Here is a 26,710-nt window from a genome sequence, read left to right as displayed (position 1 = left end):
GGGCAGCGCGCCGTCGTGCACGCCGCCGCCGTCCTCGGCGATCCCGCCACCGCCGGCGAGCTCGCCGAGGTCGCGGGCCTCGACCCGGACGCCGGCCGCACGGCCCTCCAGGCGGCGCTGCGCACCGCCGCCCTGCACGACCACGGCGACGGCCGGTACGGGTTCCAGGCCCCGCTCGCGGCCGCCGCCGTCCGGGCCCACCTGGCCGGCCCGTACCGGGAGGAGCTGCACGGCCGCGCCGCCGACCGGCTCGTCCGCCGGCAGCCGGTGCCCTGGGAACGGGTCGCCGGGCACCGCCGGGCCTGCGGCCGGGAACGCGGCTGGCTGCACGCCGTCGAACGCGCCGCCCAGCGGCACGCCGACCGCGGCGACCTCGAGCGGGCCGTCGCCCTGCTGGAGTCCGCGCTCGCCACCGGCCCGGTCCCCGAGCACGCCCGCTCCCGCCTGGTCACCCTGCTCGCCCGCTCCGCGGTCATGGGCCTGCGCTCCGACCGCACCCTCGCCGTGCTGCAGCACATCGTCGCCGACCACGGCCTCGCGCCCGCCCTGCGCGGCGAGATCCGGCTCGACCTCGGCCTGCTGCTCTGCAACCAGATCGGCCGCTGCACCGACGGCCTGGCCGAGCTGGAGCGGGCCGTCGGCGAGCTCCAGGAGCAGCCCGTGCTGCTCGCCCGCGCCATGTCCGCGCTCTCCATGCCCTACTGGCCGGGGGCGCCGCTCGCCGAGAACGTCGCCTGGATCGAGCGTGCCCTCGTCGTCTCCGAACAGGTCGGCGACCCGGTCGTCCGGGCCGCCGTCGCCGCGAACCGGGTCAGCGTGCTGCTCAACATCGGCGATCCCGCCGCCTGGCCGCTCGTCGACGCGCTGCCCCGGGACGGCGAACCCGTCGCGGTGCGGCAGCAGGCCGCCCGCGGACTGTGCAACGCCGCCGACGCCGCCGTCTGGATCGGCCACTACGACCGCTCCCGCGCCCTGCTCGGCGAGGGCGTCGCGCTGGCCGCCCGCAGCGGCGCCTCCTACGCCGAGCAGACCGGCCGCGGCTGCACCCTCGTCCTCGACTGGGCGACCGGCCGCTGGGCCGGACTCGCCGGCCGGGCCGGCGCCCTGGTCGCCGAGGCCGGCGACATGCCCTTCATCGCCTCCGACGCCCGGCTCGTCCTCGGGCTGCTCGCCCTCGCCCGCGGCGCCTGGGCCGAGACCGAGGAGTACCTCTCCGGCCCGGACGCCCCGGACCGCGACCACGGGCCCGTCCCGCTCTCCGCCGCCGCGTCCGGTGCGCTGATCCGGCTCGCCCTCGCCCGCGAGGACACCGCCGGTGCGGCCGCCGAGGCCTCCCTCGCCTGGGACCGGCTGCGCGCCAAGGGCGTCTGGGCCTGGGCCGCCGAACTCGCCCCCTGGGCCGTCGAGGCCACCGCCCGTGCCGGCTCGGTCGCGGCGGCCCGCGAGATGACCGCCGAGTTCGCCACCGGCCTCGACGGCCGGGACGCCCCCTCCGCCGACGCCGCCCTGCACTGGACCAGGGCCGCCCTCGCCGAGGCCACCGGCGACCCGAAGACCGCCCGCACCCACTACGAGCGCGCCGCCGCCGGCTACCGGGCACTGCCCCGCCCCTACCACGCCGCCCTCACCGCCGCCGCGGCCGCCCGCTGCACCCTGGAGGTCGGCGACGCCGGCACGGCGGGCGCGGTCGAGGCGCTCGCGGACAGCGCCGCGGCCTTCGAGGCGCTCGGCGCCACCTGGGACGCCGCCCGGACACGGGCCGAGCTGCGCGGCCACCGGCCGCCCGAGGACCGCCGCGGGCCCGGCCGTCCCGCCTACGGCGACCTGCTCTCCCCGCGCGAGGAGGAGGTCGCCCGGCTCGCCGCCGCCGGAATGACCAACCGGGAGATCGCCACCGCCCTGCACCTGTCCCCGCGGACGGTCGAGCAGCACGTCGCACGGGCCCTGCAGAAGACCGGCGCACGCTCCCGCCAGCAGCTCACCGCGCTACCGCGGGCCGCCGCCCCGACCGAACCGGATTGATTGCGTATCCGTGGATTCCGGGCTCCGGATTCCGGGCCGCCCACCGGGTGCGGCAGGCTCACCACGGGCGGCGCCGCACGTGATCCGGTCGGCGCCGCACGGGGGCCCGTCGCGACCGCGGCCCGCCCCCGCACGCAGGCGCGGGAGGCCCCGCGGCGGACCACCGCGGAGCCTCCCGTCACACAGGCAGATCACGCGCAGCCACATCAGGGGCGCGGGGAACTGCGCAGTCCGGACGTGGTGCTCCAAGCGAATCCGGCTCACCCCCGGTCCGTACGGTGGCCGCATCCGAATCGCGCAGTTCCCCGCGCCCCTTGTGATGCACCGTGACTCCTGAAGACCCCCCTAGTGCCCGCGGGCGATCCACTCCTCCAGGTGCGGGGTCTCCGCGCCGATGGTGGTGGAGTCGCCGTGGCCGGTGCGGACGACCGTCTCCGGCGGCAGGACGAGCAGCCGCTCGCGGATCGAGCGGATGATCGTCGGGAAGTCGGAGAAGGACCGGCCGGTGGCCCCCGGGCCGCCCGCGAAGAGGGTGTCCCCGCTGAACACGGTGCCGAGGCCCGGCGCGTACAGGCAGACCGCCCCCGGACTGTGCCCAGGGGTGTGCAGCACGGTCAGCTCGGTGCCGGCCACCGTCAGGCGCTGCCCGTCCGCCAGCTCGGCGTCCGGCTTGAAGCCCGGATGGGTCTGCTGCCAGAGCACGCCGTCCTCGGGGTGGAGCAGGACGGGCGCGCCCGTCCGGTCGGCGAGCCCGGGGGCCGCGTTGACGTGGTCGTTGTGGCCGTGGGTGCAGACGATCGCGAGCAGCCGCCGGTCGCCGACCGCGGCGGCGACCGCCTCGGCGTCATGGGCCGGGTCGATCACCAGCACCTGCTCGTCGTCGCCGACGATCCAGACGTTGTTGTCGACCTGCCAGGTGCCGCCGTCCAGGGTGAACTCGCCGGAGGTGACCAGGTGTTCGATGCGTGCGGCCATCAGAACAGCACCACCGATCGCAGCACCTCGCCCTTGTGCATCCGCTCGAAGGCCTGCTCGACGCCGTCCAGCGGGATGGTCTCGCTCACGAAGGCGTCCAGGTCGAGGCGGCCCTGCAGGTAGAGGTCGATCAGCATCGGGAAGTCCCGGCTCGGCAGGCAGTCCCCGTACCAGGAGGACTTGAGGGCGCCGCCGCGGCCGAAGACGTCCAGCAGCGGGAGCTCCAGCTGCATCTCCGGGGTGGGCACGCCGACCAGGACGACCGTGCCGGCCAGGTCGCGCGCGTAGAAGGCCTGCTTGTACGTCTCCGGGCGGCCGACCGCGTCGATGACCACGTCCGCACCGTTGCCGCCGGTCAGCTCGCGGATCGCCTCGACGGCGTCCGCGGCGGAGGAGTCCACGGTGTGGGTGGCGCCGAGCTTCTGCGCGGCGGCGAGCTTGCGGGCGTCCACGTCGACGGCGATGATCCGGGAGGCGCCGGCCAGCCGGGCGCCGAGCACGGCCGCGCTGCCGACGCCGCCGCAGCCGATCACCGCGACGGAGTCGCCGCGGCCCACCCCGCCGGTGTTGATCGCTGCGCCGAGGCCGGCCATCACGCCGCAGCCCAGCAGGCCCGCCGCGGCGGGGGAGGCGGCCGGGTCGACCTTGGTGCACTGGCCCGCCGCGACCAGCGTCTTCTCGGCGAAGGCGCCGATCCCGAGGGCCGGCGAGAGCTCGGTGCCGTCGGTGAGCGTCATCTTCTGCTTCGCGTTGTGGGTGGCGAAGCAGTACCACGGCCGTCCGCGCCGACATGCCCGGCAACGGCCGCACACGGCACGCCAGTTGAGGATCACGAAGTCGCCGGGTGCGACCTCGTCCACCCCCTCGCCGACCGACTCCACCACACCCGCGGCCTCGTGGCCGAGCAGGAAGGGGAACTCGTCGTTGATGCCGCCCTCGCGGTAGTGCAGGTCGGTGTGGCACACCCCGCAGGCCTGGATCCTCACCACCGCCTCGCCCGGTCCCGGGTCGGGCACCACCACCGTCACCAGCTCGACCGGCGCACCCTTGGACCGTGCGATCACACCCCGTACCTGCTGGGCCATCAGAGCAGCACTCCCTCGTCCCTCGTCGTGGGGCCCGGCCGCCCCGCCCGTCGCGCGGCGGCCGGGTGTTCCGTGGACCAATCTATCCGATCTGTCCACATTTCCACGGGAATTGCTGCCGATCAGGGCACGATCAGAAGGCGGACACCCAGTACGGCGAGACGCTCATCCAGCCGTTGCCGCGGGCGCCGTTCAGCCGGCCCGAGGACGTCCGGGCCAGGGTGTACCAGGAGTCGACGTAGTCCGGGTCGTCCGTCCACCACTCGGTGGGGATGGCGTCCAGCACCGCATTGACCAGCGGGATGTACGCGCCCTGGTCCGCGATCGTCAGCAGGACGGCCGCGATGGCCTTGGCGAGGGCCTGGTAGTTGGTGCTGCCGTCCTCCTCCATGAGCACCACGTCGGCCAGGTTGTACTTGTAGTTCGACCAGTTCACCAGGATCTGGTTCGGCCGGTAGACCGTCCCGTCGTAGTCCAGGTACGGCATGTCGACCGGGTCGACCCGCACCTTGCCGTCCGTGCCGAAGCCGGTGACCAGGGCGTACATCTCGGCGGCGCCCTTGAACCACGGCTCCTCGTCGTCGGACACCTCGATCTGGTCGATCTTCGTGCCCCACCAGCCGTCCGCGGCGGCGGCCTGCGGCCTCACCGCGGTGCCGCCCAGGGTGCGGCGGAGTATCTCGGCGCCGCCCGCGAGCGCCCGGGTCACGTCGATGTCGACCAGGTACACCGGCTGCTCGGGCACCTCGGCGGCGTTCAGGGTGTGTGCTCGGCCCCGGCCGTCGTACGCGGTGAGGGCGGTGGCCCGGTCGCTCGCCGGCGCGGCCGCGACCCAGGGTGCGGTGCCCGCGTCCAGCGCTGCGCGCATCGACGGGTCGCCGAGCCGCAGCCGCAGCAGCGGGCCGGTCGCGGCGTCCAGGCCCTTGGCGGCCAGCACGCGGGCATTGCCGTCGGCGACCGAGGCGGCGAGGCGGTGGGCGGCGCCGCCCGAGGCGTGCGAGGCGAGGGCACCCAGGTCGACCTCGGCCCCGCCACGGGCGGCCGCCCGAAGGCCGTCCCGCCAGGCCGAGTCGCCGAGCGAGGCGGCGACCGCCCGCGCGGTCTCCTCCTCGACGGTCTGCACGGCGGAGCGAGCGGCGGAGTGGGCCGGGGCCGGCTGCGGCGGTGCCTCGGTGCGGGCGCTCGCGGTCTGCGCGGCGGTCCCCATGACCAGGGCGAGGACGGCGCCGACCGCGCCGACCCGCAGGGTTCTGATGGTGCTCAACGGTCCTCCATGGCTGGGTGTGCGGAGTGCGCCCGCCACCCGTGGGCCACGGCAAGTTGACGCTCGTTGGCTTCCGCGTGGGGGCGGTGCTGAGTGAGCGAGGACAGCGAAGCAACCCCGTCGTGCCCGCGTCAAGGCTGTGCGGAGCAGTGACCTGACGAACGGTCAGTGTCTCTTCGGGGTATCGGGCTGCCGCAGGAAGGGGGCCGCCGGGAGAGTGTCGAGTCCATCATGCCGGGTCGGAGGGGTCCGGCGGTAGGACGGAGAGCACCCCGGTTCGATCTTGTCGGGGCGCCCGGCCGGGCCTCACACTCGACGGACCCACCCCTTCCCACGCGCCCGGACTCCCCTGCGGAGACACCCGAGCGTCCGCCGTGCTGCCCTGACGGCGGGTCGGGCCGGAACGGGGGTGGCGACACGAAGGGGGAAACGGAATGAACAACGACGCCGTCCTGCGGGCCCGGGTGCTGCTGCTCGGCACGGGAAAGCTCAGCAGGCTCCAGCGGGTCACCGCGCACCGGCTGCTGGCCGTGGACAGCCCGGCCGTCCACCTGCCGAAGCTCTCCCGCGCCCTCGTGAAGCTCGGCAAGGAGATCGCGCACCTCCCGGAGGCCCGGCTCGCGCTGCTGGACGAGGCGGTGGCGGCCGCCGGGGCGATGGACCCCGCCGACCCCTACCGCCCGCAGGTGCTCGCCGAGGCGCTGGAAGCCCGTCGGGAGCAGCTCCGCGCCATGGACCGGACCGCCGACGGCCCGACGGGCGGTCAGTAGAGGGTCGGCACCGCGCCGCCCTCCGCCCAGGTGACGTCGACGCCGGGGAGGCCTCGGGTCCAGCGGTCGGTGAGGGCCGCGAGGGTGTCCGCGTCCGGCGGGGTGCGGCCGAGGCCGACGGCGAAGGAGGTGGTGGCGGGGCCGGCGGCGAAGGGGCGCGGCCAGGCGTGCGCCTCGGCGGCACCGGCCTCGTCGAGGGCGGCGACCAGGGCGCGCATCCGGCCGCGGACCAGGCCGAGCAGTGCCTCGAACTCCTCGGCCCGGCCCGGCCGTACCGTCACCACCGCCCAGGCGGCGTGCCGCCGGTGCAGGGGCGGCGGGGCGAGAAGCTCGGCCTGCGGGTCCGCGCCGGTGCCGGCGGCACCCTCCAGGATCTCCCAGGCGCGGTAGAGCTCCCGGGTGAGCAACTCCCGCCCGCCGGCGGTGACCTGGGCGGTGCAGGAGCGGACGGGGGCGGTCGGCGTGGCGACGGTGACCGGCCCGGCCGGGCCGGCGGGCGGGCCGACCGGCTCCCGCCAGTCCCAGGCCGCCCAGCTGCCGAAGAAGTGTCGCAGCAGGTCATGGCCGTCGAGATCCGGTGCCTCCTGCACCGTCCGGGCGGCGAGGACCGCCCAGGCGAGTCCGGGCAGGCCGCCGAACGGTGCCGAGTCCAGGCCGCGGGCCTTCGCCCAGGCCTTGACCTCCCTCGCCAGGCCGGCGAAGGCCGCCTGCCGGGAGCCGACGGCGGCCAGCAGCGCGTCAGCGTCGGACACGGCGCTCAGGGCCAGGGCCGCAGGCTCGCCGAGCTCGGACCGCCGGTCCACCGCCTCCGCGGGGTCCAGGGCCCCCGTCGGCACGACCACCAGGTCGACCGCCAGCCCCTCGACGGTGAAGCGCAGGCCCGGCACCCGGGCGCCCACCACCTGCCGCAGCCGGACGGCCTCCGGCAGGGCTTCCGCCACCCGGGCCGCCAGCGCACGCATGTCGGGCTCGCCGGGCAGTGCGGCGACCAGGTCCAGGTCGGCACCGGGGAGGGCGCAGCCCGTCCGCCGTGATCCGGCGAGGTGCAGCACGCCCTCGCCGAGTGCCGCGCCGAGCCGCCGCGCGGTGCGGTCCGCGAGCGCGTCGGGCGCCGGGACGGTGTCGGGGGCCGGTGCGGCGGGCCCGGGCAGCCAGCGGAGCTCCCCGGTGCCGAGGGCGAGCACGGCGCGCGGCCGCATCGGCTCCTCGCCGCGCCGCGACAGCAGCACCAGCTCGCCGACCTCGGCCTCCGCGGCGGGCAGCCGGGCGGCACACTCGGCGGTGAGCCGGTGCGGGTCGGCGGTGCGGCCGAGGCTCAGGTGCGGGGTGAAGCCGTCCGAGCGTCCCCGGCAGCGGGGGAACCGTTCCAGCAGGGACCGGTGCAGGGTCTGCCACGGCCCCGTGCCGTCGGCGGCCGGGTCCAGCCAGACGGTGGAGCCGCTGCGGTGCCGGAAGTGGCGCACCCCGGCCAGCCGGGCGGTGAACGGGGCCGTCTCGGCCGCGGCCTCCGCGAGCAGTGGCGCGGCCCGTGCGAACTCGGCCTCGGGAACGAAGCCGTACAGCACGTTGACGTGCGGCGGCCAGCGGTGGATCTGCGGGTCGTGCTCGGCCCGGACGGCCTGGATCGCGGGCCACAGCTCGTCCGGCGGGAGCCAGGCGAGGGCGGTGCGCACCGACGGGCCGACGTCGAAGACGCCGCCCGGTGCGGCCCCGCCGGGGCCCAGTTCGACCGCCACACCGTAATGGTCCGACGGGTGGAGGCCGTCCGCGGCCGGGCGGTCGCCCAGCAGGACGGCGGAGCGGGCCCGCGGGCCGCCGGGGCGGAGCAGCACGCGGTCCAGCCGGGAGGCCCGGCCGGAGAGCGAGGAGACCGCGGCCAGCGGATTGGCGCCGGGGTCGAAGGTGGGGGTGTCGTCCTCGGGGCCGTGCACCGCGCTCCAGGCGTCCTGCAGTCCGAGGACGGCGGCCGGGCCGTCGGGGCCGCCGCGGCCGTCGTTGAAGTCCCCGGCCAGCACCAGGTCGCCGTCGATGCCGGCCAGGCCCTCGGCGATCCGGGCCAGTTCGGTCCGCCGGCGGGCGGGCCCGTCCTCGGTGTGGTCGCTGGTCAGGTGGGTGGCGGCCACGGTGAGCGGCCCGCTGCCGGTGTCGACCACGACCGCGGCGAGCGCCTTGTGCGGGCCGAGCAGGTGCCGGCCGGCCTCCAGCACGGGAAGTCGGCTGAGCAGCAGCAGCCCGCAGTCGGGCACGTCCCGGCCGCGCGGGTCGGTGCCGACCGTCCAGCCGTCCCGCAGCCAGGGCTCGCGCAGCAGCAGGTCGACCAGGGCCGGCTCGACCTCCTGCAGGGCGACCACGTCCGCGTCCGTGCGGGCGAGCGCCGCGAGCAGCAGCGGCCGGCGGCGCGCGGTGTCGATCCGCTCGCCGTCGTAGCGGTCCCACAGGGTGTTCCAGGTGACGACCCGGACGGTGCCGCGCGGCGGGAGGCCCGCCGGGCGGTCCGCGGGCCGCCAGGCGGAGCCGTCCCAGGTGTGCGGGGTGCGGGCGGTGAAGAACGGGGCGTGCAGCCGCCGCCCGTCGCCGGCCCGGCCGGCCCCGGTGGTGTCCAGCCGGTCCACCCCGGCGGCGCGGTCCCAGACCGTCTCGCCGTCCGCCTCCACGGACAGCACCCGGTGCCACGGGATGTCGCCGCCCGGCGCGAAACCGTCCAGCGGGACGCGCTTCGGGTCGGCGCCGCGCTGCTGGACGACCAGCACGAACCGCGACGGGTCGAACCGGGCGTCCCAGCGGACCCGGTGGTAGATCTCCTCGCTGGTGCGCATCAGGCGTCCTCCCCGCCGATCGTCCCCGCCGTGTCCTCGACGGCGCCGGCCTCGCCCACGTACCAGGTGCGGTGCGCCTCGCCCGCGTACGGCGGGCCGAACCGGCGTAGTTGCCGGGCGAGCACCCCGGACGGGACGGGGTGCGGCCGCACCGCGTTGCGGCGGACCAGTTCGGCCTCGCCGACCAGCAGCACGGCCTGGGTGACCAGGGCGTCGCGGCGCTGCGCGATGCCCTGCACGAGCGAGCGCTGCTGCCGGTTGAGCGAGGTGGCGTCCCACACCACGGTGCCGCCGCGGGCGAGCGCGGCGTCCAACCGGTCCAGGCCCCCGCGCAGCACGTCCCCGTTGGCCCGCTGGTCGCCGCGGTCGCCGCGCTCCTCGCGCAGCCCGTCCAGCGAGATCCGCGCGGCCGCGCCGGGCAGGCCGTCCGCGAAGACGCTCTTGCCGCTGCCGGACGGGCCGACCAGCTGCACCAGCTGCGGGAAGCCGCCGGAGCGCCAACGCCAGGCCGCGGCCACGGCGTCCTCGACACCGGTCACCCGGCCGAGTGCGAACGCCTCCCGGGCCTCGGCCCAGCAGCGGTCGGCGGCGTCCGGCCCGAGATCGGCGAGCGCCGCGCCCAGTCCCGTCCGCAGCGCGGCGAGCGGGGCCTCGCCGAGCAGCCCGGCGTCCTCGGCGTGCAGCGCCGACCACTCGGACTGCTCGCGGGCGTCGGCCGCGTCCGGGTCCGCCCGGCCGGCGGTGACGGCGGCGGCCAAGGCGTGCAGCACGCCGAGGTCCGCGGCCTGGGCCAGCCGGACGAGGCCGGCCCGGCGGTCCTCGTCCGGGTAGGGGCGCTGCAGCACGGGGTGCAGGCCGACCAGGTCGGCGACCCGGCGGGCGAGCGGCATGCCGAGCGGCCCGGCGAGTCCGGCGGCGAGCCCGGCCCGGTTGCTGCCGGGCACCGCCGCCGCCAGTACGCCGGCCAGCCGGGCGTCGCCGCGCCGCCCGAGGACGTCGAGCCGGGCCGAGACCTCGGCCACGGCCGCCTCGGCGACCGGTGCCATTTCCGGGTCGAGCCCGGCGGCGCCGAGCAGGGCCGGCAGGTCGGCGGGCGCCCCGGAGCGCACCGCCCAGAGGGCGGCTGACGGGCCGAGGCCGTTCTCCACGACCGCGGCGTGCATCCAGTGGGTGTCGGTCTGCACGTGGTGCGGGCGCACCCACTTGGCGACCCGCTGCCCGAACTCCGCCCGGGGGAAGCCCCCGACGGTGCGGACGACGTACCCCTCGACCTGTTCGGTGTCCAACCGCAGGGCGCGCAGGGCCTTCTCGTCGAGGACGCCGCGCCACAGCACCCGCGGGGCCGGGACGCCCAGGCGGCGCAGGAAGCGCACGGTGTCGTCCCAGCCGAGGCAGTGGTCGGTGTCGTCCCAGACCGAGAATCCGTAGAACCAGCTGTCGAGTTCGCGGTAGGCGAGCGAGTGCCGGGCGAACAGGTTCTCGCCGCAGACCCGCCAGCCGGCCGGGACCGCCGGGCCGATCCGGCCCTGCAGGGCCTTCACCCAGGCCCGCGAGGGGTGGTGGCCGGAGTCCAGCGAGCGGGCGTGCAGGCCGTCCCGGTAGAGCGTGGTGTTCTCGCCGTCCAGCTTCTCGGTGACGACGACCTCCCGCCCGCGCAGCCCGTCGAGGCCGCCGGTCCGGACGTCGTCCGCCGAGGCCCCGGGCGACCAGGGCAGATGCGGGGTCCGCGGGTAGCTCACGCGCATGATCCGCTCCTGGTCGGGGTGGTGGGACCCCGTCACTGTAGGAGGCGGGCCCGGCCCGATCCATCCGATTTCGTCGCCCCGCGGGCAACCCCGGTCAGCCGGGCGGAAGTTCGCCGGTGCCGGGGGTGCGCGGCGCCCAGGTCGGTTCGGCCACGGCCGATGCCGGGTCGGTGTCGTTCATCCGGATCCGCCAGCCGTCCTCGCCGCCGATGCCGTCGACCCGCAGGTGCAGGTCCTTGCGCCGGCCGCTGTCCTGGAAGTAGACCACCACGGTCTGCCGCTCGTCCGCCGCGCCCAGGAACTCGGCGGTGACCTTGCCGCGGGCGTCCTTGCCGAAGGCCGAGACCCAGAGCTTCGCGTTGGCCAGCGCCTGGGTCTTCGAACCGTCGGAGGTGGCCAGCGCCGCGAGCCGCCCGGCGTCGCCGTCGGCCAGCCGCCAGACGGCCTTCTGCACGACCGCCAGGGTGGCGGCGGACGGGTAGCCCGCCACCCGCAGCGGCTCGTGCGAGACGTAGTCGTTGGTATCCGCCAGTTCGGGGTCGGAGGAGACCGCGCAGCCGCCGACGAGCACCGTCAGGGCCAGCGCCGCCGCGAAGACGGCGCTCCTGCGGTTCTGGCTCATCGGCGGGCTCCCGGTGCTGTCGATCTTGCGGAGGTCCGCGCCACCCTAGCGGGCCGGTTCCGGTGCCGGGTCTGCCGGGAGGGGCACCTCTTCCGTCGGGCCTGGCACCTCCGCGTCGGTGCGGCGGGGGAGGGCCGGCGTGAGGGCGGTGCCGGCCGCGGCGACGAGCGCGAGGACGGTGAGCGCCGGGCCGATCGCCGTACCGAGCGCCGTGCCGACTGTCGGGCCCGCCGCGTGGACGCCGCCCGTGGCGAGGCCGGCCGCGGTGGTCGCGGCGGCCACGCCGAGCGCGGGGCCGATGTTCATCGCGGTCTGCTGGAGCCCGCCGGCCACCCCGGCGTGCGCGGCGGCCGCCTGCCGGACGACCACCGCCGTGGCGGTGACCATCACCGTGCCGAACCCGGCCCCCAGCAGCAGGAATCCGGCGCCGGTCCGGAGGACGCCGGACGCCTCGTCCAGCCGGGAGAGCACCAGGACGCCGGCGGCCAGCAGGACGGTCGCCGCCGCGGTGGTCCGGCGGGGCCCGCACCGGCGCTGCAGCAGGGCGGCCGACGGGGCGGCGAGCACCATGGCGACCGGCAGCGGGAGCGCCCGCAGCCCGGCGGCGAGCGGGTCCAGCGCCAGCACCTCCTGCAGGAAGTAGCCGGTCAGGAAGACCGTGCCGAACAGCGCGGCGGAGGCGGCGACCAGCACACCGAGCGAGGCCGCCACGGCGGGGGAGCGGACCAGGTCGGCCGGCACCAGCGGGTCCACGGCGCGCCGCTCGTGCACGGCGAAGGCGGTGAAGGCCACGGCGGCCGCCGCGGAGCCGAGCACGGAGGAAGTCGTCCATCCGGTGCCGGGCAGGGCGACCAGGGTGTGCACCAGGCAGGCCAGCCCGGTGCCGAGCAGCGCCGCACCGAGCGGATCGAGGCGGACGGGCGCCGCGGTGGTGCGCGCAGGCCCGCGCTGCGGTCGGGCCACCAGCGCCAGGGCGCCGACCGCCAGCGCCGGCAGCACCTGCAGCGCGAACACCGCGCGCCAGCCGAAGGCGGTGACCAGTGCCCCGCCGAGCACCGGGCCGACCGCGGCGGAGGCGCCGATGGCACTGGTGCGGACGGCGATCGCGGTGGCGAGCCGGTCCGGCGGGTACGCGGCGCGCAGCATGCCGAGGGTGGCGGGCTGCAGCAGTGCCCCGCACACGCCCTGGACGATCCGCAGGGCGACCACCCAGCCGATGCCGGGGGCCAGGCCGATGCCGGCGCAGGCCGCGCCGAAGCCGAGGGTGCCGAGCGCGAACACCCGGCGGTGGCCGTACCGGTCGCCGAGCCGCCCGGCGAGGACGAGCAGGCTCGCCACGGCGATCAGGTAGCCGGTGCTCGTCCACTGGACCTGGGCGAAGCCGGCGTGCAGGTCGCGCTGCAGGGTGGGCTGGGCGACCGTCAGCACGGTGCCGTCGACGGCGACCAGGACGGCACCGGTGGTGCTCAGCGCCAGGGTGAGGGCGGGCCGGTTCACCGCTGCACCGCCCCGAGGTGGGCGTCGAGCGCGGCGCGCAGCAGCGGCTCGGCGTCCTCGGAGCCGGTGGCGAGCTGCAGGCTGCCCCAGCCGTGGAGCTGGGCGATGCCGTGCAGGTTCGCCCAGAGCGCGGCGGCCGCGAGCTCCGGGGCGACGCCGGTGCGCGGACGGGCCCGGGCGACCAGGTCGACCAGCATCCCGAAGAGCGGCAGGCTGGTCTCGCGCAGGCCCAGCCGGCCGCTGGCCAGCAGGTCGTGGCGGAACATCAGCTCGAACATGCCGCGGTCGGTGCGGGCGAAGTCCAGGTAGACCCGGCAGAGCGCGGTGAGCCGCTCGCGGGGGTCGGCCCCCTCGTCCGCGCCGGCGGCAGCGGTGGCCCGTGCGGCGAGCTCGGCGAATCCCCGCCGGGCGATCGCCGACAGCAGCTCCAGGTGGGTGGGGAAGTACCGCCGGGGCGCTCCGTGCGAGACGCCGGTGCGACGGGCGATCTCGCGCAGGGTGAGGGCCTGCACCCCCTCGGCGGCCAGCAGTTCGACCCCGGCCTCGACCAGCCGCTCACGCAGCCCGATGTTCTCCTCGTTCATGGTAGACAGTGTCTACCGCATGGCCGTAGACGCTGTCTACTCGCTTCCGGAAAGGGAGCGCTCCCCTCGGGTTCGCCGAACGGCTGCTGGGTGCACGCCTCTTGACGTGCTCTCGGCGGACTGGCTTCACTGGCTTTGGGAGCGCTCCCATGGATGGTGCGCCCCGGAAGCCCCCACCCCTTCTCCTGCCCGAGGAAGGCCCCCACCCGTGCCTCCAGCCACCGCCGCCCGCAGGCCGCCGCACCGCGCGGCCGCCGCCCTGACCGGCCTCGCCCTGGCCGCCACCGGGCTGACCGGCGCGCTCGCCGCTGCCCCTGCCACCGCGGCCGCCCCCGGAGCGGCCGCTGCCGCCGACACCCCCGTCCGGGTCAACCAGCTGGGCTACCTGCCGGACGGCCCCAAGCGCGCCACCGTGGTCAGCAGCTCCACCACCCCGCTCGCCTGGCAGCTGCGCAACGCCGCAGGCACGGCCGTCGCCTCCGGCACCACGACCGTGCACGGCGCCGACGCGGCCTCCGGCCAGTCCACCCACCTGGTCGACTTCACCGCGTACACCACCGCGGGGACGGGCTACACCCTGGTCGTCGACGGCCGCGCCGGCCACCCCTTCGACATCTCGGCCGCGCTCTACGACGGACTGCGCGCCGACAGCATGTCCTTCTTCTACCAACAGCGCAGCGGCATCGCGATCGACGCCTCGCTCGCCGGCGCCGCCTGGGCCCGCCCGGCGGGCCACCTCGGTGTCGCCCCGAACAAGGGCGACACCTCGGTGCCCTGCCAGGCCGGGGTCTGCGACTACACCCTCGACGTCCGCGGCGGCTGGTACGACGCCGGCGACCAGGGCAAGTACGTGGTCAACGGCGGCATCGCCACCTGGCAGCTGGTCAACTCCTTCGAACGCGCCCACCGGGCCGGCACCGACGCCGCCCTCGGCGACTCCACGCTGAAGGTGCCCGAGCGCGGCAACGGCGTCCCCGACGTGCTCGACGAGGCCCGCTGGGAGCTCGACTTCCTGATGCGGATGCAGGTCCCCGCCGGGAGGCCGATGGCCGGCATGGCCTTCCACAAGGTCCACGACGCGCAGTGGACGGGGCTGCCGACCAGGCCCGAACTCGACTCCCAGCCGCGGGAACTGCACAGGCCGTCGACCGCCGCCACGCTCAACCTGGCCGCCACCGCCGCCCAGTGCGCCCGCGTCTACGCCCCGTACGACGCCGCCTTCGCCGCCAAGTGCCTCGACTCCGCCCGGCGCGCGTGGGCGGCCGCCAGGGCCAACCCCAACGTCCTCGCCCCCGGCACCGACAGCACCGGCGGCGGCGCCTACGACGACACCGACGTCTCCGACGAGTTCTACTGGGCCGCCGCCGAACTCCTCGCCACCACCGGCGAGACGCAGTACCGCGACGCCGTCACCTCCTCCGCCCTGCACACCGCCCCCGCCGACGCCTTCTGGTGGGGCGGCACCGCCACCCTCGGCCGGATCACCCTGGCCACCGTCCCCGGCGTCGCGCTGCCCGCCGACGACCTCGCCCGGCTCCGCGGCCGGCTCACCGCCGCCGCCGAGGGGTACCTCGCCACCATGGCCGGCCAGGGCTACGCCGTCCCGATCGCCGCCGACGGCTACGTCTGGGGCTCCAACAGCTCGGTCGCCGACGACGCGGTGGTGATGGCCGTCGCCTACGAGCTCACCGGCCAGCAGCGCTACCGTGCAGGCGCGTTGGAGTCCCTCGACTACCTGCTCGGCCGCAACGCGCTCGACCGCTCCTACGTCACCGGCTACGGCGAGAACGCCTCCGAGAACCAGCACCACCGGTTCTGGGCCCACCAGAACGATGCCGCGCTGCCGCACCCGCCCGCGGGCTCCTTCGCCGGCGGCCCCAACGCCGGGCTGCAGGACCCGGTCGCGGCCGAGAAGCTGACCGGCTGCGCCCCCTCGGCCTGCTACGTCGACGACATCGGCTCGTACTCCACCAACGAGGTCGCGATCAACTGGAACGCCCCGCTGGCCTGGCTCGCCGCCTTCGCCGCGGAGCACCCGGGAGGTCCGCGGCCGACCGTGCCCGCCGTGCAGGTGACCCCGGCCGCGGTGACCGTTCCCGAAGGGGGCTCCGCCGCGGTGGCCGTCCGGCTGGCCGCCGCCCCCGCGCAGAACGTCACCGTCACGATCGCCCGCACCTCCGGCGACACCGACCTCACGGCCGGCGCCGCCCTGGTCTTCACCCCGGCGAACTGGGCGACCGCCCAGCAGGTGACCGTCTCCGCCGCCCAGGACGCCGACACCGCCAACGGCGGCGCCGTCTTCACCGCGGCCGGCACCGGAGTGGAGAGCGGCTCCTTCACCGCCACCGAGGTGGACGACGACACAGCCCCGCCCACCGCCGTCTGCACCGTCACCTACAAGGTCGACAACGCCTGGGGCACCGGCTTCACCGCCACCGTCACCGTCAAGAACACCGGCACCGCCACGGTCAACGGCTGGACGGCCGGCTGGACGTACCCCGGCGACCAGCGGATCACCAACGCCTGGAACGCCACTGTCGGTCAGACCGGCGCCGCCGTCACCGCCAAGGACGCCGGCTGGAACGGCTCCCTCGCCCCCGGGGCCACCGCGAGCTTCGGCCTCCAGGGCACGTACTCCGCCGGCAACACCCCGCCCACGCAGTTCACGCTCAACGGCGCCGCCTGCAGCTGACACCGCAACACGGCCCGCCGCAGCCCGTGCGGGGCACCCGGCCGACGGGTGCCCCGCACGGGTGGTGCCCTTCCCGCCCCGATCGCCCGCAGGCCACGGTCAGAGCGCGTCGTACAGGGCCAGCAGCGCGGTCGGGACGAGGCAGAGGGCCGCGCCCGTCCACCAGAACCGCCGGCCGCCCAGGCCGGTCAGCCGGGCCACCAGCAGGTTGACGAGGACCCAGACCGAGAGGAAAGCCGTGATCAGCAGGCCCAGCAGGAGGATCCACGGCAGGATCCCGTCGTTGTCGTTCGGATCCCGGCTGCCGAGGCCGAGCCAGGCCAGCGGGTAGCTCCGCACGAAGAGCAGGAGCACGAACAGCGCCGGCACACCGAGGCAGCCGGCGAGGAGATTGGCCAGCACGGCCGCCGTCCAGCGGCCTCGGCCCGGCCGTGCGGTGTCGTCCGTGTCCATGGTCCCCTCCCAAGATCGTGATCGACGACCGACCGTACTCGTTCGCCGGAGCGGCCGGATGTCGGCGGGCGGGGCTAGCCTGCGGGCATGACCGAGAACCCCGGGAGCGCGGTGGTGTCCGGCGTGCCCGGGCTGGTGCAGGTAGGCGGCTGGCTGGCCGAGGAGGGCTGCGCCCGGCTGCTGGCGCGGATCGACGCCGAGCCGTGGTCGGCGCAGTTGCGGCGGCGGGTGCAGCACTACGGCCACCGGTACGACTACGGGCGGCGCGGCCTGGCCGCCGGTCCGACCGCCGAGCCCGCCCCGCCGCTGCCGGGCTGGGCGCTCGGCCTGGCCGGCCGGCTCCTCGACGAAGGGCACCTGGACGGCCCGGCCGGGCAGGTGATCGTCAACGAGTACCTGCCCGGCCAGGGCATCAGTGCGCATGTGGACTGCGTCCCCTGTTTCGGCCCGGTGGTGGCGGCGCTCTCCCTCGGCTCGGCCGCCGTCATGGACTTCACCGACCCGGCCGGCGGCGGCCGGGTCCCGGTGCCGCTCGCGCCGGGCAGCCTCACCGTGCTGACCGGCCCGGCCCGGTACGCCTGGCGCCATGCGATCCCCGCCCGTCGCAGCGACCCGGGGCCGGGCGGCCGGGTGCCGCGCGGCCGGCGGGTCTCGGTGACCTTCCGGACACTGGTGCGCGGACCTGCCTGACAGGGCGGGTCCGCATCGCCGGCGCGGCGGACCGATCGGGACCGGTTCGGTCCGATTCCGCGCGAATGCCCGGAATTCCCGTGGGCCCGCCGCCGACCGGCCTAGCATGACGGCCACAACTGCGCAGACAGCGTGACGACTTGGGGTTGATCCCGCGAACGGCAGCATGCGGCGCCCCCATGTGCACGAGGTGGTGACGGATGACCGACCTGGCCCGGCTGAGGGTCCTCTTCGACGAACTCGGCGACTACCAGCGCTCCCTGGACGACGGGGCGCCGCTGGCCGAGGCCAAACCCGCGATGCTCGGCCGGCTCGCGGAGGCGCACCGGCTCCTCCCGGCCGGGAACGAGCACCTGTGGAGCGGCTTCCGCTGGTGGATCATGCACACCTGGGCCGCCGCCCACCAGGAGGGCGGCGACAACGCCTCCGAGCCCTGGCGGGAGTTCCTCGCGGAGGTCAACGACGTCCTCGGGCCGGCGCCCGACGCGGCCTGACCGAATCGCCGTGCCCCTTCGCGCGGCCCGACGCGGCCCGACCGGTTCCCTCCCCCGAGCGGTGCGGGGCCGCCGGGAAGGATCCGGCCGCCTCCGGTGCTGTCATCGACACCACCGATCCGAGCAGGGGAACGCATGTCCACCACGAACGGCACCCATCCGCTGGACAACCCCGTGCGCGCGGCGCTGGCCGGGCCGCACGCGCTGTTCGCCGGTCGGCGCGGGCGCCTGCTGCACTACCCGGCGGACGTCACCCCCTTCCTCGGCATGCCGGACGCGCCCGAGGCCGAGGACTGGGCCGACGCCGCCGCGCTCGCCGGCCCCGGCGGGCACGTGGTGACGGCGGCCGTCCCCGTCCCGCCGCCCGCCGACTGGCAGGTCACCTTCCGGATCGAGGGCATCCAGCTGGTCGACGAGGACGTGGCGGCGGCCCCCGACCCGGAGGCCGTCCGGCTCGGTCCGGCCGATGTCCCGGAGATGCTCGCCCTGGTCGAGCGGACCAGGCCGGGGCCCTTCCTGCCACGGACGGTCGAACTCGGCAGCTACCTCGGCATCCGCCGCGACGGCGTGCTGGTCGCGATGGCCGGCGAGCGCTTCCACCCGCCGGGCCACACCGAGATCAGCGCCGTCTGCACGGACGACGCCCACCGCGGCCAGGGCCTCGGCACCCGCCTGGTCCGGGCGGTCGCCGCCGGCATCCGGGCGCGCGGCGAGCGGCCCTTCCTGCACGTGGCGGAGGACAACGTCGGCGCCCTGCGGCTCTACGAATCGCTCGGCTTCCGCGCCCGCCGCACGGTGACCTTCGCCGGCGCCCGGGTGCCCGGCGCGGCCGTGCCGGTCTGAGGGGCGACGGGGGAGTCGTCGTTACAAAGGCGCTCAGTGGTCGGTTCAGGGGTGCTGGGCGCATCCCCGGCGGAAAGCTGGGGGGAGAACTTGCGCACTGCGGATGCCCCACGGGGGCGCGGTGAACTGCGCGATTCGGATGGGGTCACCGTGCGGACCAGGGGTGAGCCGGATTCGTCAGCGGCACCGCCCCCGGACTGAGCAGATCTCCCCCGGCCTTCGGCCGGGAGGTGCCCCCACACGCCCCTGACCGACCTCCCGTGCGCCTTTGAAGACGAGCTCCAGCGGGTCGGCGGCGCTGCCAGGAGCTCGCGCAGGCGGGTGAGCCCGGCGAGCCACTCCCGGCCATTCCGTGGGTCCGTCCAGCTCGTGACCGCATCGACCCGGTCGGCGAGGACCCGGTCGAGGGCCCGGCCGGCGAGCGGTCGCAGGCCGGGAGAGGTCGGGCAGCGGCCGTTTCGGGCCGAACCCCGGTGCGGCCGGCTCGCCGCCCGGGTGCTGCGCCGCGACCGGCGCCGCCGCTGCCACCGCCTCCTGGGCCTCGTCGAGGTACCCGGTGGCGTCGTCGGTCCGCGCCAGCACCCCGTGGAGGACCGCCTCGCGCCCGGCGGCGCGGTCCGGCCGGCAGGCGCAGTCCGCCGCCGCGTCGTTGTCGAACGGTCCGGTGCCCAGGTGCCCACGGCGCCCCTCCCCGGTAGGTTCCGCGGAGCAGTGTTCCCCACACCGCCGACAGCCGCGCCGCGGGCCGGGGGAGCCCCGGAGGGCGTGTCGGGGGAGCGTGGCAGGATCCTTCGCATGTCCGAGCCGACCGTGCCGCTGCCGACCGACCCCACCGCCTCCACGGTGTACCTGGACTGGCTGTCCGTCAGGTCGCCGGGCGCCGAGGCGGGCGCGCGGCAGCAGTTCGCGGACGTCTTCGACGGCATCCCGCATCAGGCCCGCCGGAAGCCGGGGCAGTACCTGAGCGGTCTGCAGTCGCGCAGCCGGCGTCTGCCGCCCGAGCACCTGCCCTGGTTCTGGGACACCGTCGGCCACCGGCTCGCCCGGGCGCTGCCGCGCCAGGCCGGCCAGGCCTACAAGCTGGCCCGGGAGGCCGAACGGCAGGGCGGTGGGGCCGCCGATCCGGCGTTCCAGCGGGCGAACGCCGTGCTGGTGGCGGGCCTCGGCGTGCTGCCCGCGGCGGAGCTCTCGGCGCAGCAGCGCCGGCTCGCGGCCGGCCTGCCACCGGTGGCGGCGCACCGGGAGTTCGTCCGCTACGTCCGGGCCTGGGCGGCGGGCGGGACGGTACCGCCGGCGGATCTGCACACCCGGCTGCGGGCGTCCGCGAAGGCCGCCGGGTGCGGCCCCGCCGAGGACGCGGCCCTGCTCGGCGAGGTGCTGGCCGGCTGCCCGGGCCGCCCGGTGCCGGACGCCCTGCTGGACGGCGCCGCCGCCCTGCTCGCCGCCCACCCGCCGACCGACGCCGTCCGCTCCGGCCTGCTGGAGATGTTCCCGCCCGCCGCGACCGCCCTCGGCTTCGCGCCGACCGCCGGCGGCGGGGCCTGGTTGCGTCTGCTGCGCGCCGCGGGCGCGTTGGACGGGCTCGCCGCGGGCGGGCTCACCCCGTCCGAGGGGCTCGCCGGCTGGCTCGGCCGACTGTCGTACAGCTATGCCCACAACCGGGTGGGCGGCGGCGGGATCACCCGCCGTCCGCTGCCGGCGGAGTTCTTCGGGCTGCTGCCGCCGCTGGCCGGCCGGCTGCGCGCCGAGGGTGTTCCGGTGCGGCTGCACGAGGCGCAGTACCGCGCGTCCGGGCTGGACGCCGACCTCGCCGACGCCTGCCTGGCCGAGGGCATCCCGGTGGAGACGCCGCCGCGGACGGTACCCCTGGTCGTCTGGGGCGCCGAGTCCCGCCGCGACCTGCGGGCGCTCGCCGCCGACCCGGTGCTCGGCGCGCGCCTGGAGGGCACCGTCCACGCCGACCTGCGGCGCGGCACAGCGGTGACCCGGCTACCGGAGAACCCGGCGATCGCCGGCGCCGTCCGCAGCCGGATCACCGGCCTGCTCGACGACCTCGCCGACGGCGGACTCGGCGCCGCCGAGGACGCCCTCGGCGCGCTGGAGACCCTGCTCGACCGGCCGACCGCGGCCGCCCTGGACGGCATCGAGGAGGCGCTCGCCGCCCTCGACCTCACCGGCCCGCTGCTGCGCACCCTCCGCGCCGGTCTGCCGGAGGAGCTCGGCTGGCCCGCCCTGGACGAGGCGCTCGCCGACCTCGGCGCCCCGCCGACCGGCACGACCACCACCTGGCCGGTGCTCACCCTCTACACCCGGGAGCGGGCGATCGCGGTCGACCACCGCGGCCGCCGGGCCGACCACGCCCTCGCGCTGCCCGCGGACGCCACCGGTCACGCGGTGAACTTCGCCGGCGGCGACCTGCTGGTCGCCTGGACGACCGACACCAAGCACCCCTTCACCTGGCGGGCGTACTGGGCGGACCGGCCGGGCGAGGTCTTCGAGCCCGCCCGGGCCACCGGCCTGAGGACCTGGTCCGCCACCGCCTGCCAGTTCGAGACCGCCGACCGCACCGGCCGGTACGACGGCGCGCGGATCCTGCGTCCCGGCGACCGGCACGGCCTGGCCGCGTCCCGGCAGCTCTCCGACGGCACCACCGTGTGGAGCCGCAGTGCGCACGGCGACGAGGACTGGGACCGGCTCGACCCGGCCACCGGCGGGCGCACCGGCGCGGCCGACCGTCCGGCGTTCGGCGCCTCGCCCGTGCCGGACGGGCACCGGCTCCACCTCCTCTCGCTCTTCGCACTGCCGCCGGACGCGGACGCCGACTCCTCCCCGCTCGGCCACCGCTCCGGCCTGGCAGGATTCCGGGTGCTGCGCACCGCGGAGAAGGACAGCCACGGATGGGCCCACCGGCTGGAGGGCACCGACGGCCGCACCGCCGAACTCCGCACGGAGAGCCCCTGCGAGCCCTGGGCGGTCGCCCGGATGCCCGAGGACGGCGCCGAGTGCGTGCTCACCGACCCGCACCTCGTGCACTGCCGCGACGGGCGGGACGGCTCACTGCTGTGGCGGGCCGGCGGGGACGTCCCGGTGCTGCCCCCGCCGGCCTTCTGGCACTTCCTGGCCCCGCGCCACCCCGCCTCCTCGCGGGCGCTCCGCGCGGCCGGGCCGGCGACGGCCGCGGCCCTGCTCGCCACGGACGAGGAGGTGACGGTGGCCGGGATCGCCGGCCTGCTGCCGGAGGTGACGGACCGGCGGATCGCCGAGGGGGTGGCCCGGACGGTGCGTGCCGCGCGGGCCGCGCTGCGACGCCGCGAGGACCTGTCCGCGCGGGTCGCTGCCGTCCGCTCGGGCCGGCTGGCGCAGCAGGCGGAGACCTCCGACGTCCGCCTGCTGGCCGCACTGCGCGGCCTGGTCGAGGTGCCCGCGTACCACCGGGCCGAGCCGCCCTCGCCGCAGCCGGCCACCCTGACCGCGCTGGCCGCCGACGGTGCCCACCTGGCCGGGCGACTCGGCGAGGCGGAGCGCCGGCTCAGCCCGCCGGCCCGCGCCCGGGACTGGACGCCGCTGCTCGGCCGGATCGACGCGGCGGCCTGGCGCCTCGTCACCGCCGCCACCGCGGAGGAGGACCGGCCGGCCCTGGCCGAGCTGCTGCGCCGCTGGTCCGAGCAGCCGTTCGCGGCGGCCGGCAGCCGCTGGCGACTGGGCGCGGCCACCGGTGCCGCGCTGGACGCCCGGCAGGCCGCGGGTGCGCGGGTGCCCGCCGTCCGGGCCGACACCCTGTCCGGGCTCGCCCCGGACCCGGGCCGGCCGCTGGACCCGGCCCTCACGTACCGCTTCCTGCAGCCGGGCGGCGATCCCGTCCCGGAGGGTGCCGAGGAGCTGCGGGAGGTCACCGTCGAGCGGGACGACGCCGCCCGGCTCGTCCGGCTGCTCGACCTGGCCGCCGAGTACGGCCCGGTGCGGTTCGGCCCGGAGGCGGTGGACGCCTTCGTCGCCCGCACCGGCGCCCGCCGGGCGACCGCCCTGCTCGTCCTGGACGGACTGCCCGAGGCCGCCGACCACGCGGCCCGGCGCAGGATGCTCACCTCGAAGCCGTACGGAGCGACCGAGCGGGACGCCCAGGCGCTGCAGATCGTGCTGCACCGGCTCGGCACCGACGGGCGCCTCGACCTGCTCGCCGCGGCCCTGCCCGACGACCCGGCCGAACTGTGGCGGCCGGGCGGCCCGGAGGCCGCCGCTGCGCGGGCCGCCGAGGCATGGGCCCGGCTGGTCGGCAGCGAGCAGCCGCTGGATGAGGAGGCCGCCCGCGAACTGGAGGCCGAGACCGGGCTGTCGGAGCCCTGGCTGCGGATGCTGCTCTCACCGGCCGGTGCGACCGCGGAGAGCGCCCCCTGCCGGCTCGTCCCGGCGGTGAACCCCTACGGGTCGGTGATGCTGCACACCGTCGGCCCGGACGGCGGGCCCGCACGTTCCTGGTTCGCGGGCGGCCGCCACCAGTACGCCGCCGAGGCGGCCGCGCTGGTCTGGGCGCTGACCGCGCGTCCGGTCGGCGACCCGTCGGCGGCCCGGGCGGCCGAGCAGTGCGCCTGGCTGCGGACCCGGCTGGCGGACGAGGAGCTGATCGTGCCGCTGGGGATCCACCGGCTGCCCGGCGGCGAGGAGGAACGGGCCGCGGTGTTCGGCCCGGGCGTGCTGACGGTGCCCCTCGCCCCGTCCGCGGCGGACCGGGGCGCGGAGCCGACCACGATGTTCGACGACGGTCTGCTGCTGGTGCCGCGGGCCGGGTACGGCACGGTCTGCCTGCGGCCGGCCCGGCTGGCCGACCCGGCGGCCCGCCGCCGGCTGGAGGAGTACGCCGCGGCGCACGGGCTGGACGACCTGCTGCGGCAGCTGCACGGCATCGACCTGCTGCTGGCCGGCGGCGGCCTGGAGCGGATGGCCGCGCGGGCCGCCGACACTCCCGTTCCGACCAGCCGCTACGAGGCCGACCCCGCGCTGGCCGTCCCGGAGCTGGTGGCGGAGGCGGCCGCGGCGCTCGGCGTAGGTGTGGACGCGGCCGCCCTGCTGCTGCAGTTGCTCACCCTGGCCCGACCGACCGACCGTAACGTCCGCCGCTGGAACGGCTGGACACCGGCCCGGCACCGGGCGGCCCAGACCGAGCTGGCGGCGGCCGGAGCGGTGGCGACCGGCAAGCGGTCACGGTCCGGCCGCACGGCCTTCGCCATCGGCCCCTGGACGGAGCTCAAGGCACCCGAACTGCCGCTGGAGACGGCCAAGCTGGCGACCCACCTGGCCGGCCGGGAGTTCCGGAAGGAGACCTCGGGCCCGTTCCCGCGGCTGCTGCCGCCGCGACCGCTGCACGAGATGTTCGCGGAGGCCTGGGCGGCGTTCTCGGCCGATCATGTGAATCGCTGATTCATCCTGGGAGATTCGCGGACCGTTCGGGGCGATTCCGACCGTTCGGATTCGATTTCCCGGGACATTCTGACAGGATCACCTCACCTCGCGGCAAGTGGAGCACTAGACTCCGAGCGGCTCGGCCGGCGGCCCTGACGGATGGTTCGCGGGCCGGTCCGGCACCGGTCCTGGCTTCAGTTCCGGTGTCCGGACGGGCAGTTCGCGGAGGCCGTATCAGCTCTGCGGCGAAGAGACTTCGAAGATGGGGCCGTTGGCCCCTTCGGTGGCTCATCGTGCCTGGTGGAAGCTGGTGTTGGGACACCGCGGCGGCGCCGTTCGTGCGCTCGGCCGCCATGGCGACTTTCCTTGTCGTTATACGGTGTGGCTAATATCCATCCGTCAGAGTCCTTATCAGATTCGACCAGTTCCGAACGACTGGCGTCATCTCCAAGGAGAATGCCCTGCGCACGCGCGCGCCTCGGCGGATCAGATCGGGCCGGCTGTCGCTCCGCGCGACCCTGCTCGTGCTGGCGATCGTTCCCGGAGTGGCCCTGGCGGCCCTGTGGGCCGTCACCAGCGGACAGCTCCTGCTCGACTTCCAGCGCCAGGCCGCCCAGGGCCTGCTCGCGCAGAAGGCCGGCCAGCCGTCCAACATCGTCTACTACAACCTGCAGGAGGAGCGGCGCCTGAGCGCCGACGCCCTCGCCACGCACAGCGGGGTCGGCGACGCGCTGCGCACCCAGCGCGCCAAGACCGACGAAGCCGTCCGCGAGTTCCAGAAGCTGTCCGACGTCGCCGCCGACGATGCGCCGACCGAGGTCCGCGAAGCCGTCCGGCAGGCCCGGCTGGCCATCAACCAGCTGCCCGCGCAGCGCGCCCTGGTCGACAGCGGCAGCGAGCAGCAGCAGGCCGCCGTCTACCGGTACTACACCGACCTGATCGCGGTGGACCTGCGGCTGTTCGCCTCGCTCAGCCACGTCGACAACGGCCGGATCACCACGATCTCCCAGCCGCTGGTCGACCTGTTCTGGGGCAAGGAGATGATCTCCCGCTCGGACGCACTGCTGGCCCGCGGCTGGCCGAGCGGCTCGCTCGGCGCCGACGACTACCAGCAGCTCCGGCAGGCCGTCGCCGAGCAGGACTTCCAGTTCGGCACCAAGGTCGCGCCCTACCTGCCCGCCGACGAGGCCGCGATGTGGCAGCGGATCGCCGGCAGCCCGGCCTGGCAGGCCAAGACCCGCGCCGAGCAGGACCTGCTCAAGCCGGCCGCGCCCGACCGCAACGGCCGGATCGCCCTCGGCGTCGACAAGGACGCCTGGCGCCAGTCGATCGACACCCTCACCCCCGACCTCGTCGGCCTGCTGGAGCACCGCACCGGCCTCGTCGTCGACGAGGGCAAGGGCAGCATCGTCACCCTGGCCGTCCGGCTGCTCCTCACCACGGTCGTCGGCCTGATCGCCGTCGTCGTCGTCGCCCTCACCAGCTGGCGGCTCACCCGCACCCTGCGCCGCCGGATCGGCCGGCTGCAGCAGCAGGCCGAGGAGCTCGAGAACGCCCTGCCGGAGGTGGTCGAACGCCTCGGCAACGGCGAGCAGATCGACGTCGAGGAGCACGCCCGGGCGATCGAGCGCGACCCCTGGGCCCGCACCGAGGACGAACTCGCCAAGCTCGGCGAGGCGTTCAACCTGGCCCGGACGAGCGCCCTGCAGGCCGCCGTCGCCCAGGCCGAGCAGCACCGCGGCTTCGAGCGCCTGCTGCAGCGGATCGCCCGCCGCACCCAGCTGCTCATCGGCCAGCAGCTCAAGAAGCTCGACGAGCTGGAGCGCCGCCACGAGGACCCGGAGATCCTGGAGGGCCTCTTCGACCTGGACCACCTCACCGCGCGCCTGCGCCGCTACGAGGAGAACCTGGTCATCCTCGCCGGCGGCACCCCGCACCGGCGCTGGCGCAAGCCCGTCCCGCTGCTGGACGTGATGCGCGCCGCCCAGGGCGAGGTGCAGGACTACCGCCGGGTCGTCGTCGACCTGGACGGGAGCCCGTGGCTCTCCGAGCGCGCCGTCGGCCCGGTCGCCCACGTGGTCGCCGAGCTGATCGAGAACGCGCTCAGCTTCTCCCGCCCGCCGAACCCGGTCGAGGTCCGCGCCGGCCGGGTCAGCCGCGGCGTCGCGATCGAGGTCGAGGACCGCGGCCTCGGCATGGACGAGGAGCAGATCGACGAGGCCAACGAGCTGATGGCCCGTCCGCCCCGGGCCGACGTGCTCGCGCGCGGCGACGACATCCGCATGGGCTTCTACGTCGTCGCCCGGCTCGCCGACCAGCACGGCCTGCGGATCGAATTCCGCCAGTCGGCCTTCGGCGGCACCCGCGTCGTGGTGCTCGTCCCGGAGGAGCTGATCGTCCCCGACCCGACGGCCCGCCCCACCGCCGTCGCGGCGCCGCAGGCGGCCGGCGGCCTGCCCACCCGGTCCCGCGGCCGGGCGCTCGCCGGCATCACCGCTCTCCCCGGAGCACCGAACCCGGTCGTGGCACCCGTGGAGCCCCACCCGGTGTCCGAGGACGCCCCGTACGTGCCGATCGACGACCCGTACGCCCCCGGCGACCCCTACCCGCAGCACGAGCCGCTCGGCGTGCAGCCCGAGGAGCACCGGGCCGCCGGCCACGAGCAGCCCTTCCCCGCCGCGGTGCCGCCCCTGGAGGGCGCGCCCGGCCCGTACGGGCTGCCCGCGCCGTACCGCCCCGAGCCGGTGACCGCCGACTCCTG

Annotated in this window: 18 protein-coding genes; 8 read left to right on the top strand and 10 right to left on the bottom strand. The window is 76.4% G+C overall.

All coding sequences use genetic code 11. The features are described 5' to 3' along the window. The coding region (locus tag KSNIM_RS10590) for a LuxR family transcriptional regulator (protein ID WP_263102985.1) at positions 1–2,022 on the top strand (2,022 nt) is incomplete at its 5' end. A 345-nt stretch (positions 2,023–2,367) separates the two neighbouring features. On the opposite strand, the gene KSNIM_RS10585 is transcribed toward KSNIM_RS10590, so the two are convergent. From KSNIM_RS10585 to KSNIM_RS10575, 3 genes are all read right to left on the bottom strand, one after another. After that, on the bottom strand, positions 2,368–2,997 hold the full coding sequence (locus KSNIM_RS10585) for an MBL fold metallo-hydrolase (RefSeq protein ID WP_263102984.1): 630 nt from the start codon (positions 2,995–2,997) through the stop codon (positions 2,368–2,370). Then, on the bottom strand, positions 2,997–4,082 hold the full coding sequence (locus KSNIM_RS10580; protein WP_263102983.1) for an S-(hydroxymethyl)mycothiol dehydrogenase: 1,086 nt from the start codon (positions 4,080–4,082) through the stop codon (positions 2,997–2,999). The genes KSNIM_RS10585 and KSNIM_RS10580 overlap by 1 nt, the downstream gene beginning before the upstream one ends. Positions 4,083–4,215: 133 nt before the next feature. Continuing rightward, positions 4,216–5,346: a DUF3103 domain-containing protein gene (locus KSNIM_RS10575; RefSeq protein ID WP_263102982.1), complete on the bottom strand. Its 1,131-nt coding sequence runs from the start codon at positions 5,344–5,346 to the stop codon at positions 4,216–4,218. 434 nt (positions 5,347–5,780) lie between these two features. On the opposite strand from KSNIM_RS10575, the gene KSNIM_RS10570 reads away from it, so the two are divergent. Continuing rightward, positions 5,781–6,116 (top strand): hypothetical protein, encoded by a 336-nt coding sequence (locus KSNIM_RS10570; RefSeq protein WP_263102981.1) that lies wholly within the window; start codon positions 5,781–5,783, stop codon positions 6,114–6,116. Here the strand turns inward: KSNIM_RS10570 and KSNIM_RS10565 are convergent. From KSNIM_RS10565 to KSNIM_RS10545, 5 genes are all read right to left on the bottom strand, one after another. Continuing rightward, positions 6,110–8,932: a poly(A) polymerase gene (locus KSNIM_RS10565; RefSeq protein ID WP_263102980.1), complete on the bottom strand. Its 2,823-nt coding sequence runs from the start codon at positions 8,930–8,932 to the stop codon at positions 6,110–6,112. The two genes, KSNIM_RS10570 and KSNIM_RS10565, sit on opposite strands and share 7 nt — an antisense overlap. Further along, the gene (locus KSNIM_RS10560; protein WP_263102979.1) at positions 8,932–10,677 is read right to left on the bottom strand and encodes an RNA ligase family protein; all 1,746 of its coding nucleotides are present in this window, start codon (positions 10,675–10,677) and stop codon (positions 8,932–8,934) included. Before KSNIM_RS10560 ends, KSNIM_RS10565 begins: the two co-directional genes overlap by 1 nt. A 94-nt stretch (positions 10,678–10,771) precedes the next feature. Further along, positions 10,772–11,299, bottom strand: coding sequence for a hypothetical protein (locus KSNIM_RS10555; protein WP_263102978.1), 528 nt, complete (start codon positions 11,297–11,299; stop codon positions 10,772–10,774). A 45-nt stretch (positions 11,300–11,344) separates the two neighbouring features. After that, the gene (locus tag KSNIM_RS10550; RefSeq protein WP_263102977.1) at positions 11,345–12,796 is read right to left on the bottom strand and encodes an MFS transporter; all 1,452 of its coding nucleotides are present in this window, start codon (positions 12,794–12,796) and stop codon (positions 11,345–11,347) included. Continuing rightward, entirely contained in the window at positions 12,793–13,380 is a 588-nt protein-coding gene (locus KSNIM_RS10545; protein ID WP_263102976.1) for a TetR/AcrR family transcriptional regulator, read from the bottom strand. Before KSNIM_RS10545 ends, KSNIM_RS10550 begins: the two co-directional genes overlap by 4 nt. Positions 13,381–13,588: 208 nt before the next feature. Here KSNIM_RS10545 and KSNIM_RS10540 point away from each other — a divergent pair, with 208 nt between their 5' ends. Then, positions 13,589–16,072, top strand: coding sequence for a glycoside hydrolase family 9 protein (locus KSNIM_RS10540; RefSeq protein ID WP_263102975.1), 2,484 nt, complete (start codon positions 13,589–13,591; stop codon positions 16,070–16,072). A 99-nt stretch (positions 16,073–16,171) separates the two neighbouring features. On the opposite strand, the gene KSNIM_RS10535 is transcribed toward KSNIM_RS10540, so the two are convergent. Then, positions 16,172–16,525 carry a hypothetical protein gene (locus tag KSNIM_RS10535; protein WP_263102974.1) on the bottom strand — a complete coding sequence of 118 codons (354 nt, stop codon included), beginning with the start codon at positions 16,523–16,525 and terminating at the stop codon, positions 16,172–16,174. Between the two features lie 87 nt (positions 16,526–16,612). Between KSNIM_RS10535 and KSNIM_RS10530 the strand changes: the two genes are divergently transcribed. The 3 genes from KSNIM_RS10530 to KSNIM_RS10520 all read left to right on the top strand — a co-directional run bounded on the left by KSNIM_RS10530 (position 16,613) and on the right by KSNIM_RS10520 (position 18,552). Beyond that, positions 16,613–17,215 (top strand): alpha-ketoglutarate-dependent dioxygenase AlkB, encoded by a 603-nt coding sequence (locus KSNIM_RS10530; protein ID WP_263102973.1) that lies wholly within the window; start codon positions 16,613–16,615, stop codon positions 17,213–17,215. A 200-nt stretch (positions 17,216–17,415) separates the two neighbouring features. Next, on the top strand, positions 17,416–17,709 hold the full coding sequence (locus KSNIM_RS10525; RefSeq protein WP_263102972.1) for a hypothetical protein: 294 nt from the start codon (positions 17,416–17,418) through the stop codon (positions 17,707–17,709). Between the two features lie 135 nt (positions 17,710–17,844). Beyond that, the gene (locus KSNIM_RS10520) at positions 17,845–18,552 is read left to right on the top strand and encodes a GNAT family N-acetyltransferase (protein ID WP_263102971.1); all 708 of its coding nucleotides are present in this window, start codon (positions 17,845–17,847) and stop codon (positions 18,550–18,552) included. A gap of 177 nt (positions 18,553–18,729) precedes the next feature. Here KSNIM_RS10520 and KSNIM_RS10515 read toward each other — a convergent pair whose 3' ends face one another. Beyond that, complete coding sequence (locus tag KSNIM_RS10515; RefSeq protein WP_263107896.1) at positions 18,730–19,224, bottom strand: DUF4259 domain-containing protein; 495 nt, start codon at positions 19,222–19,224, stop codon at positions 18,730–18,732. A gap of 123 nt (positions 19,225–19,347) precedes the next feature. Between KSNIM_RS10515 and KSNIM_RS10510 the strand changes: the two genes are divergently transcribed. After that, positions 19,348–23,967 (top strand): hypothetical protein, encoded by a 4,620-nt coding sequence (locus KSNIM_RS10510; protein WP_263102970.1) that lies wholly within the window; start codon positions 19,348–19,350, stop codon positions 23,965–23,967. A gap of 527 nt (positions 23,968–24,494) precedes the next feature. After that, a partial coding sequence (locus KSNIM_RS10505) for a nitrate- and nitrite sensing domain-containing protein (RefSeq protein WP_263102969.1) occupies positions 24,495–26,710 on the top strand: 2,216 nt, incomplete at its 3' end.

This window comes from Kitasatospora sp. DSM 101779 (assembly GCF_025655475.1).
Lineage (GTDB): Bacteria > Actinomycetota > Actinomycetes > Streptomycetales > Streptomycetaceae > Kitasatospora.
The sequence above is the reverse complement of the archived record's forward strand: the minus strand, read 5'-3'. Positions and strand labels throughout refer to the sequence as shown.